General features: G+C 65.6%; 7 protein-coding genes. 2 read left to right on the forward strand and 5 right to left on the reverse strand.

What is annotated here, in order from left to right:
* The first annotated feature begins 12 nt into the window (after positions 1 to 12).
* A complete protein-coding gene (locus ACODS2_RS09955) occupies positions 13 to 1821 on the forward strand; it encodes an IlvD/Edd family dehydratase (RefSeq protein ID WP_488998674.1) in 1809 nt (602 codons plus the stop codon).
* Here the strand turns inward: ACODS2_RS09955 and ACODS2_RS09960 are convergent.
* The 4 genes from ACODS2_RS09960 to ACODS2_RS09975 are packed head-to-tail and all read right to left on the reverse strand — an operon-like array spanning position 1818 to position 7780.
* The gene (locus tag ACODS2_RS09960) at positions 1818 to 3338 is read right to left on the reverse strand and encodes a tryptophan halogenase family protein (protein ID WP_488998675.1); all 1521 of its coding nucleotides are present in this window, start codon (positions 3336 to 3338) and stop codon (positions 1818 to 1820) included. The two genes, ACODS2_RS09955 and ACODS2_RS09960, sit on opposite strands and share 4 nt — an antisense overlap.
* The gene (locus ACODS2_RS09965; protein WP_488999027.1) at positions 3335 to 4843 is read right to left on the reverse strand and encodes a tryptophan halogenase family protein; all 1509 of its coding nucleotides are present in this window, start codon (positions 4841 to 4843) and stop codon (positions 3335 to 3337) included. Before ACODS2_RS09965 ends, ACODS2_RS09960 begins: the two co-directional genes overlap by 4 nt.
* The gene (locus ACODS2_RS09970; protein WP_488998676.1) at positions 4843 to 6282 is read right to left on the reverse strand and encodes a tryptophan 7-halogenase; all 1440 of its coding nucleotides are present in this window, start codon (positions 6280 to 6282) and stop codon (positions 4843 to 4845) included. The genes ACODS2_RS09965 and ACODS2_RS09970 overlap by 1 nt, the downstream gene beginning before the upstream one ends.
* On the reverse strand, positions 6272 to 7780 hold the full coding sequence (locus tag ACODS2_RS09975; RefSeq protein ID WP_488998677.1) for a tryptophan halogenase family protein: 1509 nt from the start codon (positions 7778 to 7780) through the stop codon (positions 6272 to 6274). The genes ACODS2_RS09970 and ACODS2_RS09975 overlap by 11 nt, the downstream gene beginning before the upstream one ends.
* A 205-nt stretch (positions 7781 to 7985) precedes the next feature.
* Between ACODS2_RS09975 and ACODS2_RS09980 the strand changes: the two genes are divergently transcribed.
* Positions 7986 to 11225 carry a TonB-dependent receptor gene (locus ACODS2_RS09980; RefSeq protein WP_488998678.1) on the forward strand — a complete coding sequence of 1080 codons (3240 nt, stop codon included), beginning with the start codon at positions 7986 to 7988 and terminating at the stop codon, positions 11223 to 11225.
* Between the two features lie 118 nt (positions 11226 to 11343).
* On the opposite strand, the gene ACODS2_RS09985 is transcribed toward ACODS2_RS09980, so the two are convergent.
* A complete protein-coding gene (locus ACODS2_RS09985; RefSeq protein ID WP_488998679.1) occupies positions 11344 to 12465 on the reverse strand; it encodes an endo-1,4-beta-xylanase in 1122 nt (373 codons plus the stop codon).
* Positions 12466 to 12490: the final 25 nt, after the last annotated feature.

Here is a 12490-nt window from a genome sequence, read left to right on the forward strand (position 1 = left end):
TGGAAAGCTGCCATGACCCATACGCCTGACACCCCGCCTGCCCGGAAACTGCGCTCGCAGGCCTGGTTCAACAATCCGCAAAACATCGATATGACCGCGCTCTACCTCGAGCGCTATCTCAACTTCGGCCTCAGCCTAGAGGAACTGCGCTCCGGCAAGCCGGTCATCGGCATCGCGCAGACGGGCAGCGACCTTTCTCCCTGCAACCGCCACCATATCGTGCTGGCCGAACGCGTGCGCGAAGGCATCCGCGAGGCGGGCGGCATCGCGCTCGAAATCCCGGTCCATCCGATCCAGGAAACCGGCAAGCGGCCCACCGCCGCGCTTGACCGGAATCTCGCCTACCTCGGCCTTGTCGAGGCGCTCTATGGCTATCCCATCGATGGCGTCGTCCTCACCACCGGCTGTGACAAGACCACGCCTGCGCTGCTCATGGCCGCCGCGACGGTCAACATTCCCGCCATCGCGCTCTCGGTTGGCCCCATGCTCAACGGCTGGTTCAAGGGCGAGCGCACCGGCTCGGGCACGATCGTGTGGAAGGCGCGCGAGCTGCTGGCCAAGGGTGAGCTCGACGAGATGGGCTTCATCAAGCTCGTCGCCAGCTCCGCGCCCTCGACCGGCTATTGCAACACCATGGGCACGGCGACCACAATGAACAGCCTCGCCGAAGCGCTGGGCATGATGCTCCCCGGTTCCGCCGCGATCCCCGCGCCTTATCGCGACCGGCAGGAATGCGCCTGGCGCACCGGCAAGCGTGCGGTCGAAATGGTACGCGAGGACCTCAAGCCGTCTGATATCATGACGCTGGAGGCCTTCCACAACGCCATTGTCGTCAATTCGGCCATCGGCGGCTCGACCAACGCGCCGGTCCATCTGGCCGCGATTGCCCGCCACGTTGGCGTCGATCTCCCGCTCACCGAATGGCAGCGGCTCGGCCACAAGGTGCCGCTACTGGTCAATCTCCAGCCAGCGGGCGAATACCTCGGTGAGGACTATTACCGCGCCGGCGGTGTCCCTGCCGTCGTTGCGCAGTTGATGGCGCAGGGCTTGATTGCCGAAGGTGCGATGACCGTGAATGGCCGGACCATCGGCGAAAACTGCCGCGACGCGGAGATCGAGGACGAGCGCGTCATCCGTCCGTTCGATCAGCCGCTGGTCCACGATGCCGGATTCATCGTGCTTTCGGGCAACCTGTTCAACGCGGCGATCATGAAGACTTGCGTGATCAGCCCGGAATTCCGCGCGCGCTATCTCTCCAACCCCGATGATCCCGAAGCCTTCGAAGGCCCCGCCGTGGTATTTGATGGGCCGGAGGACTACCACGCACGCATCGATGATCCGGCGACCGGGATTACCCCGGAATCGGTGCTGTTCATGCGCGGCACCGGCCCCATCGGCTATCCGGGCTCGGCCGAAGTCGTGAACATGCGCGCACCGGTCTATCTGATTCAGGCCGGGGTCAATGCGCTCCCATGCATCGGTGATGGGCGTCAGTCGGGCACGTCGGGCAGCCCCTCGATTCTCAACGCCAGCCCCGAAGCCGCCGCGATGGGCGGCCTTGCCCTGCTGCGCACCGGGGACCGCGTCCGCATCGACTTGCGCAAGGGCACCGCGGACATGCTGCTGCCCGAGGAAGAACTCGTCTCCCGCCGCGCCGCACTCGAAGCAGCCGGGGGCTATCCCTATCCCCCTTCGCAGACGCCATGGCAGGAAATCTACCGCGAGCGCGTTGGCCAGCTCGAAACCGGCGGCATCCTCGAAGGCGCGGAAAAGTACCAGCGCATCGCGCAGACCATGGGCCTACCGCGGGACAATCACTAAGCGGCGCAGTGCTGCGCGATGAAGGCGCGGTGGTCTGGCATATGGTCCAATGATGTCGCCACAACGCGCCTGATCTCGTCGAGCCGCGCGCGGGTCGTATCGAGATCGAGGAGGTTCGCAACCGGATCGTAGGTGCGCGGCTTCAGCCCTTGCCCTGCCATCACCGCGAACCAGCTGGTGTCGTTGAACAGCTCCTCGTTCTCGCGGAAGGTGCGGCCCGAGTTCTCGAACACGCGGATCTTTTCCGCCAGCCTGTCTGGCACCGCCATCGTCCGGCAATGGTTCCAGAAGGGCGAATCATCGCGTTCCGTCGCCTTGTAGTGGAGCACGAGGAAATCGCGGATGTCCTCGCTTTCCTGCCGGATCACCCGGTTATACCGCGCTGCGTCCACGGGATCGAACGACATGTCCGGGAAGTTTGCCAGCAGATTGGCGATGCCGCTCTGGATCATGTGGATACTGGTCGATTCCAGCGGCTCCATGAAGCCGGAGGATAGCCCGATCGCCACCACGTTCTTCTCCCAGTACGTGTTGCGGTGGCCGGTGGTGAACCTGATGAAGCGCGGCTCTGCCAGCGGCTCGCCGCCGAGGTTCGCCAGCAAAGTCGCCGCAGCCTCGTCGTCCGAGATAAACTCGCTGCAATAGACATGGCCGTTGCCGACCCGATGTTGCAGCGGAATGCGCCACTGCCACCCGGCCTTGCGCGCGGTCGAGCGGGTGAAGGGCGGCAGGTCCGCCCCTCCGGCGCAAGGCACCGCCACCGCGCGGTTGCATGGCAGCCAGTTCGACCAGTCGGTATAGCCCGCATGCAGCGTCTCCTCGATCAGCAACCCGCGAAAGCCGGTGCAATCGATGAAGAGGTCCGCTTCCACGCGGGTGCCGTCCTCCAGCAGCACGCTGGTCACGAAGCCGTCCTCGCCGCGCTGATCCACTTTCACGATGCGCCCCTCGTGCCGTTTTACCCCGCGCTTCTCGGCATGATCGCGCAGAAACAGCGCATAGAGCCCGGCATCGAAGTGGAAGGCGTAAGCAATCGAGGATAGCGGCGAATTGCCCGCATTGACGGGGCGCATGAACTTGCCCGTCTCAGCCGCCTTGGCCATCAGCGAATAGTCCTCGATGGGCCCCGCCAGCCCCAGCGCATGCAGCCGCAGCCAGAAGGCGTGGAACGAGACGCCTTCCATATCGAGCCCGAACTTGCCGAACGGGTGGAAATAGCTGTGCCCCAGGCGCCGCCAATCGACGAATTCGATGCCCAGCTTGAAGCTGCCCTTGGTGCGGCGGACGAAATCGTTCTCGTCGATGCCGAGCATGCGGTTGAAGATGTTGATCTGCGGGATCGTCGCCTCGCCGACGCCGACCGTTCCGATCGCATCGGACTCGACCAGCGTGATCGCGGCATAATGCGGCCCCAGCACTTTCGCGAGCGCGGCGGCCGTCATCCAGCCCGCGGTGCCGCCGCCGATGATGGCGATGCGGCGAATCCTGTTATCGCACGTCGAAGCTTCGGCGGTCACATGGTCCTCCCGGCGCAGTGGCGCGCGATGTAGTCGGCATGGGTGGGCATGGCGCGCGCAGTGCGGCGAAAGGCATCGGCCATCCGCGCCGCCAGATCGCGCACTTCGGCTTGGTTCAGCGTATCGGCGAGGGGATCATGGCGCTCCGGCACCAGTCCCTGGCCGATCATCACTGCAGCCCAGTTCGCATCGTTAAAGAGCTCGTCCTCATAGCGAAACAGGCGCCCCGCCGCGCCGAACAGCGCCAACTTGCGCGCCAATGTCTCGGGCACTGCCATCGCGGCGCATTCCTCCCAGAACGGCTGCCCGGCGCGCTGGTTCTGCTTGTAGTGCAGGATTAGGAAATCGCGGATCTGTACCCACTGCAGCGCGGTCAGCCGGTTGTATTCGTCGCGCTCGTGCGCTTGAAAACTGCGGTCCGGGAAGAGCGCGAGCAGCTTCGAAATGCCGATCTGGATCAGATGAATGCTGGTCGATTCCAAGGGCTCCATGAACCCGCTCGCCAGCCCCAGAGCCACGCAGTTCTTGCGCCACGGCTCCGCGCGAATGCCGGTGGTGAAACGCAGCAGGCGCGGATCGGCGGTCGCCTCGCCGTCGAGGTTCGCGAGCAGGGTCGCTGCCGCCTCGTCGTCCGAGATGTGCCGGCTGCAATAGACCATGCCGTTGCCGGTGCGGTGCTGCAGCGGAATGCGCCATTGCCACCCGGCTTTCCGCGCCGTGGAGCGGGTATAGGGCAGCAGCGGTGCGGTACGCGTGCTGGGCACCGCCACCGCGCGGTCGCAGGGCAGCCAGTGGCTCCAGTCCTCATAGGGCGAGCCCAGCGCCTCACCGATCAGCAGCGCGCGAAAGCCGGTGCAATCGATGAACAGGTCGCCCTCGATCACCCGCCCGTCATCAAGCGACAGCGCGGTGATGAAGCCGCTTGTCCCGTCGAGCTGCACCGCGGCAATCTTGCCCTCGTGCCGCACCACGCCGCGCGCCTCGGCATGGCGGCGCAGGAACGCGGCATAAAGCCCGGCATCGAAGTGAAAGGCATAGGAGATCTGCGAAAGCGGCGAGGCGGGATTGCCGTCCGGCCGCTGAAACCGATTGAGCCGCGCCGCAGTGGCGCAGAGGCTGAAATCATCGAGGGGGAGAGGCAGCCCGCCCGCGCGCAGCGCCAGCCACACCTGGTGGAACTTCACCCCGTCGATATCCGCGCCGTATGCGCCGAACGGGTGGATGTAAGACTGGCCCTCGCGGCTCCACCCGGCAAATTCGATGCCCAGCTTGAAGCTGCCCTGCGTGGCGGCGACAAATTCGTCCTCGTCGATGCCGAGCATGGCGTTGAAGGTGCGGATCGGCGGTATCGTTGCCTCTCCCACTCCAACGGTGCCGATCTCCTCGGATTCCACGAGCACCACTTCGGTCACGCCATTGCCCGTCAGCCGCGATAGCGCTGCCGCCGCCATCCAGCCTGCGGTCCCGCCGCCCGCGATCACCACCCTGCGGATCGGTCCCGCCATCATTGCGCCGCCACCTGCGCCATCAGTGCCTGATAGGGCGGCATGCGGCCCACGGCGGCGATCATCGCCTGCCGGATCGCGGCAAAGTGTGCGGCGATCTGCTCTGGGGGGAGCGCGTCGGCCAGCGCATACCCCTTGCGCGGCTGCAGGCCCAGCGCATCGAACAGCGCGGTCCAGCCCGCCTCGTCGAGAACTTCGCCATCGTGCAGCACAACGCGCCCGTTCGCGGCATAGAGATCGCGCCGATAGGCCGCGCGTTCTGGCAAGGCGCTAGCGCGCAGCCGGTCCCATATCGCACCTTTCGCGCCGCTGCAGGCCAGCCGCAGCAGTGCCGTATCGAACGCGCAGTCAGTCTGCTCGCGCCACTGCCGGTTGTATTCCGCCGCTTCCGCCGCGTGGTCGACGCTGGCCGGAAACAGCCCGATCAGCCGCAGCACATCGGCCAGCGCGAGATGAAGCTGCAGGCCCGCCACCGGATCATGCTGCGCCGCCGCCCCGCCGATCCGCACGCAATTGCCGGTCCACGCCGCGACCTCGCAGCCCGGCGCAAACGGTTCGGCCGCCGGCGCACCCGGCGTATCGGCGGCAGAAAACACGAAGAGTTCGCCCACCCCGTCCGTCAGCGGGGCAAAGCTCTGCCAGCCCGAACCATGCGCATCGCAGTGGATATAGGGCGGGGGAGGGGCCTCGCTCGCTCGCCTGGCCGATGCCGCGCGGTCGAAGGGAAACCACGCAGTCCAATCCTCGCGCGCCCCGCAGAGCGGGCTATCCGGTCCCGAAGCATCGATCACAAGGTCTGCCGCAAGGCTCGTGCCGTCCGCGAGCACCAGCCGCTCCAAACCGCCATCACCGCGCCGCTCGGCTTCACCGTTCCATTTCCCGGCGAGCGTGACGCCCCGCTCCAGCGCGTCGCCGCGCAGCATCGCGGTCATTCGCGCTGTATCCACGCACAGCCCAAAGCCGAGCGCGGCATGCACCGTCTCGTCACCGGGCGGCGGCGGGGCAAACCGCCCAGCCTGTGCCGCCAGCGCGCCCAGCGCGTAGTTCGCCATGTTCACCGCCTGCCCGCGCCGCCGCATGGTGCTGACAAGCTGGTGAAACGACACCGGCCCGAGCGGCGCGCCGATCTCGCCGAAGGGCATGAAGGCCGCAGCGCCGTCCGCACGCCAGCCGCTGAGCGCGCTGCCCAGCACGAAGCCCGCACGGGCGCCGCGCAGCAGATCCGCGCCGTTCCATCCCGCTTCGCCCAGCAGCGGAAGATCATCGGGCAGCAGCAGTTCCGCCGCCGTCGCAACACCCAGGCTGCGATCCGGCCCCGGCACTTCGACCAGACTGATCGCCAGATCGGGCAGCGCGCGCGCAATCAGGCTCGCGGCCAGCCATCCGGCCAGGCCCGCGCCCGCAATCGCCACGTTCGTCAGCGGCAATTCAGCTGGCATTCGCGCCGATCCGCTCGAGGAACGCCGCCTGAGTCGGCAACTGCGCGGCCATCCGCGCATAGTCGTCACGCATCGCCGCCAGCCGCAGCATGAGCCCGGCATCGCTCAGAACCTCGCCCCGCGGATCACCTGCCTCGGGGATCACCCGTTGGCCGAGATAGACCGCGATCCAGCTCGCATCGAGGAACATGCCGTCGCGGTAGTTCACCACCACCCCGCGCTTGCGGAAGGTTTCCAGCCGGTGCGCAAGGCTTTCCGGCACCGCCATCGTGCGCACCTGGTTCCAGAACGGCGTGTCGTCACGCTCGGTCGCATGGTAGTGCAGGATCAGGAAATCGCGCACGCGCTCGTATTCCATATCCATCAGCCGGTTGTACTCGCGCGCCAGGAACTGATCCCAATCTCGGTCCGGCCAGAGATCGAGCAACCGCCCGATGGCGAGCTGGATCAGATGGATGCTGGTCGATTCGAGCGGCTCCAGAAACCCTGCCGCAAGGCCGATCGCGACCACGTTCCGGTCCCACTGCTTGCGCCGCCGCCCGGTGGTGAAGCTCAGGAAGCGCGGCTCGGCAATCGGCTCGCCCTCGATCTGCGCCAGTAGCGCATCGCGCGCGGCCTCGTCCGAAATGTAGCTGCTGCAATAGACATGGCCGTTGCCGACCCGGTGCTGCAGCGGAATGCGCCAGGCCCACCCGGCATCGAGCGCCGTCGCGCGGGTATAGGGCGAAAGCGCCGCCCCGCTGCGGCAGGGGACCGCCACAGCGCGGTCGCAGGGCAACCAGTGGCTCCAGTCCTCGTAGCCCGCATGCAGCGTCTGCTCTATCAACAGGCCGCGAAAGCCCGAGCAATCGACGAAAAGCTCTCCGGCCACCGTCTGCCCGCTTTCCAGCACCACGCTCTCGACAAAACCTGTCTCGCCATGCTGCTGCGCTGCCGTGATCTTGCCCTCCACCCGCCGCACCCCGCGCGCCTCGGCATAGGCGCGCAGATAGGCTGCATAGAGCCCCGCGTCGAACTGGTAGGCATAGGAATAGGTCGAAAGCAGGCTGCATGGATCGGAATCCGGATGCGCAAACCGGTCCATCCGCGCGGCCAGCACCGGCAGCGAAAAGGCCTCCACCGCATCGCGCCCGCCGGCCCGGGCAAAGCGCGCCCACACGTGGTGGAAAGGCACGCCCTCGATCTCTTCGCCGAACACGCCGAAAGGGTGGATGTAGCTGTCGCCTTTGCGGCCCCAGCTCCGGAATTCGATGCCGAGCTTGAACGTCGCGTTCGTGCGCCGCATGAAATCGGCCTCGTCGATGCCGAGCCGCGCGTTGAAGAAGCGGATGTGCGGGACGGTCGCCTCGCCCACGCCGACAGTGCCGATTTCCTCCGATTCGACGAGTGTGATCGAGACCGGCAGGCCCTGCAGGCGATGGGCCAGCGCAGCCGCCGTCATCCAGCCCGCCGTGCCGCCGCCCACAATCACGATGCGCTCGATCATGCGAGCGTCCATGCCTCTGCCCCTCACACAGGTTCTCTCACCAAGCTGTTTTCAGCGTGCACCATTGTGCAAGAAACAGTGCAGCATAGCTATTGCGCTTGTGGTCGCGTTGACGTAGCCCTTGTGAAATGTTAGCGCAATCAAAAGCGTCATCAGCAAATCTGATAGCGCTAACGCAAGAGGCGGAACCGTCTCAGGGGCGAACAGGGAGAGAGGGATGACATTTACCACAGCAGAGTTGCGTCTGGCGGCGAAGTCACGCCGACGTGGTGCGCAGATCGCCGGGGCATCGCTGCTCGCGATCGCGATGATGGGCGTCGCAGGGCCGGCTATCGCGCAAGACGCGGCACAGGCCGGCGACACCAATTCTGCGGCTTCGGCTGACAACGCTGACAGACAGATCATCGTCACCGGTTATCGCGGCAGCCTCGAGAGCGCACAGAAGAAAAAGAAGAACTCCGACACCATTGTCGATTCGGTTTCCGCCAACGACATCGGTGCCCTGCCGGATCGTTCGGTGACCGAGACGCTGCAGCGCATTCCGGGCATTTCGATCAACCGTTTCGCGGCGGGCGTGGACCCGGATCACTTCACCGCCGAAGGTTCGGGCGTGGTCGTGCGCGGCCTCACTTATGTCCGTTCGGAGTTCAACGGCCGCGATGCCTTTACCGCCAACAACGGCCGCGGCCTCGGCTTTGCCGACGTGCCCGCCGAACTTCTCGGCGGTGTGGATGTCTACAAGTCGCTGCCCGCCGATCACATCGAAGGCGGCATCGCCGGCACGGTCGATCTGCGCACGCGCAAGCCCTTCGACCGCGCCAAGAACTTCTTCGCCGGCTCGATCGAGAACAACTACGGCGATTTCGTGCGCAAGAGCGCGCCCACCGTCGCGGCGGTCGGCTCGGTCCGCTTTGAAACGCCGATCGGCGATATCGGCGTCCTCGGCAGCTTCAATTATTCACAGCTCTTCACCCGCGCCGATCGCGTCGCCATCTCGCGCTTCCGCCCGATCGGGCTCGATGCCGGTGGCCAGGCGATCACGTCGGCAAACCCCGGCACCATCGCCAGCTACGGCCTGTTCCCGGCGGGTGCCGTGGTCGGCTCGCAGGATTTCAACCGCGAACGCATCGGCGGCTCGGGCGTGCTGCAATGGCGCAGCACCGATGGCGCGCTTGAGGCGACTTTTGAATTCCTGCGCTCCGAAGCCAAGCAGAACTGGGGCGAATACACCGTCGAAGTCGCCACCGACAATGTCGATAACAACGGCGGACCGTTTGCAGCGCCCGGCACCGAATATACCTTCGACCAGAGCGGTGTTTTCACCAACGGCGTGATCACCGGCAACACCGGCTGGCGCGCGGACACCGATTTCTCGACCGACCCGGCCAGCTCGCGCACGCCCGCCTATGGCCTGCAAAGCAACAACATCCGCCGCGGCCATGTCGAGAAGAATGTCGTCACCGACTATTCGGCCAACCTCAAGTGGAAGGTCACCGACCGGCTGACTGCGGTGTTCGATTACCAGCATGTCGATTCGACCGTGGATGTGATCGACAACGGCATCTGGGCGAGCACCTACCAGAACGCCAGCATCACCAACAACGGCTTCAACCTGCCCACCATCGCGCTGCAGGCGCCGCAGAACTGCAGTCCCAACTGCATCAACGGCGGCGGGGTGCAGACCTACTTCACCGGCACGCACCAGAGCTACCTCGATCCCTATAACAGCTTCTGGCGCTCCTCGATGGATCACATCGAAAAGAGCGACGGCAAGTCTGATGCTGCCAAGATCGACCTCAAATACGATTTCCCCGAAGGCGGTTTCCTGAATGCGATCAAGGCGGGCTATCGCTATGCCAAGCGCGATCAAACGGCTCGCTTCTCGACCTACAACTGGGGCGTGCTTTCGGAACAGTGGGGCAGCGGCGGTCCGCGCTGGCTCGATAATCCGGTAGCGGCGCAGGCTCCGGGCTTCCGGGCCTACACGTTCCCCGATTTCTTCGGCGGCAAGATCGCCAGCCCGCTCGGTGAAGGGCGCCTGTTTTACAACGGCAACCCTGCGCAGGACGTGCAGGCCTACGAGAACTACGCGATTGCGATCAACAACGCCTGGGACGGGCAGGGATGGCGGCCGCTCGCCCAGCGCGCGGGCGTGGTTGCCGGAACGCCGTTCCTGCCGGGTGAAATCAACTCGGCACGAGAAGAGACCCAGTCCGGCTATGTCATGGCGATGTTCGGCAAGGATCTGAGCGGGGGCAAGCGCTTCTCGGGCAATATCGGCCTGCGCTACACCCGCACCGATCGCACTTCGTTCGGCGGCACCTTCATCGGCAATGCCAACAACACCTTCGGCCAGCAGCTTGCCGCCTGCGCGGTGGTCCAGCCCGGCGGACAGCCCTCGCCGTTCTGCCGCCTGCCTGCCGATGTGCAGCAGGCCCTTGTTGCTTCCGATACGGGCGGCGCAGCGGCTTATGTCCCCTCGGTCGCCAATCTGCGGTATGAATACTGGCTGCCCAGCGTGAACCTCAAGTTCGAGGCAGGCGGCGGGCTGCAGTTCCGCGCGGCCTACTTCAAGGGCATCGCGCCGCCGGACTTCGGCCTCACCCGCAACTACCAGCGGATCGACGCCATCGCCGTGCGAGCGGATGCGGCAGTCAATGGCGGCCAGCCCTACCTCGCGGGCTCGATTACCGCTGGAAATCCCTACCTGAAGCCGATCGAGGCCGATAACTTCGACATCACCGCCGAATACTACTTCGGCAATGGCGGCCAGTTCACCGTCTCGGCCTTCTACAAGGAGCTGAAGGGGGTTCTCACCAACGACAACGTCTCGCTCACGATCCCGGTCGCTTCGGCCACCGCCTTCGTCAACGCAACGCAGCCGGTGAACTCGAAGCAGAAGGGCAAGATCAAGGGCTTCGAAGTCGCCTATCAGCAGAACTATTCGTTCCTGCCGGGCTTCCTCAGCGGCCTTGGGCTCCAGGCCAACTACACCTTCGTCGATTCCTCGGGCGTCCCGCAATCAACGCTGTCGGCCACCGACCCCGATGTCGCCGCCGGCCGCGTCTCGACCGTGCCGGGTGACAACTTCCCTCTGCAGGGCCTCTCGAAGCACACCTTCAACATCGTGCCCTATTACGAGAAGGGCAAGCTGACCCTGCGCGCGGCCTACAGCTGGCGCTCGCAATATCTGCTCACCCTGCGCGACGTGATCACGCCGTTCGATCCGATCTTTCAGAAGGCCTATGGTCAGCTCGATGCTTCGGTCAGCCTCAAGGTGAATGACCACTTCACCATCGGTGTCCAGGGCGTCAACCTGCTGGACTCGCTGGTGAAGACGGCGGCGGCAGTCTACAACAAACCCGCTTCCGAAGCGGATAAGCAGGTCGTTCTCGTCCCGCGCCAGTGGTACAAGACCGACCGACGCTTCACGATATCCGCGAAGGTCAATTTCTAACTCCCCTTCGCGTGTGGCAACTGGGCGTCGGAGCAATCCGGCGCCCATTTTTTGCGCCTATGCTCCACGCGCCGGTCGGTGCGGGACCGGCGCGGCGGCTGTGGTGGACCCGATCTGTCTAGGCGCGGGCAGGGGCCTGCGCGAATGTCGCCGCCAGCGTCTCGCGCAGCAGCTTGGGCTTGTAGGCGGAATCATAGGGGCACCCGCGCGCCTCGATCCCGTCGCTGCGCGGCTCGAAGCCCTGCAGCCACGAAAAGGCATCGACCATGCCCCAGGCGAGTACGTCCTTCAGCTGCGGATAGCTGAACATCATCTCGCAATAGGCCTTGGCGGTATCGGCCACCACGCGGTCCCGCGCCGCAACATCGGGTGGCAGATCCTTGTCGCGCACATCGAATTCGGTGATCAGCAAGCGGTAGCCCATTGCCACCACCGCATCGATGAAGCGCTGCCATTCGCGCCGCTCCGCCGCAACCGGCACCGGCGCCACAAGGTGCGACTGGATCCCCAGCGCATCGACCGGCGTGCCCCGCTTGCGGAACCCTTCCAGCAGTTGCAGCACGCCCTTGCGATGCGCGGCATTGCCCGGCTCCCAGCTCATGTAATCGTTATAGACGAGCTCTGCCCCCGGTGCCGCCTCCCGCGCGGTGCGAAAGGCAAGGTCCACCAGCGCTTCGGTGCCGCCCATCGCCTTGGACAATGCCGTCTGCGCCAGCATGCCGTCTTCGGGCAGCACTGTCTCGTTGACCACGTCGTACGAAAGGATGCGCCCCTTGTAACGGGCGCAGACGGTCTCGACGTGCGTGGTCATCATCGCCGCCGCCGCACTTGCCGGCCGTGCGCCGAAATCGTGTGTCTCCAGCCAGCGGGGCATCCACCTTGGTCGGTGCCAGAGCAGGTTGTGCCCGCGCATGGCGAGGCCTTTTTGCTCGGCAAAGCCCAGCATCGCGTCGAAGGCGGCAAAGTCGAACGTCGTCGCCGTCGGGCGGATCGCCTGCCACTTCATCTCGTTCTCGGCGACGAGTACCGCGCATTCGCGCTCGATCAGCGCAGCATAGCGCGGATTGCGCCATGAACCACCGCCACCGCCCGCCACCGCACTGCCAAAGCGCATGCCCTTGGCCCGTGCCAGCGCCGCGAGTGACGGCGGCGTCTCCTCGGCCAGCGCGCGCACCGGCGCGGCCAGCAGCGCACCCCCGGCGGCCATCAGGCCCAGCCCCTCGCGTCGGGTCAGCTTCATCGCATCGGTCTCCGTGGTGAAAGGA

Source organism: Novosphingobium sp. FG137, from assembly GCF_057809735.1.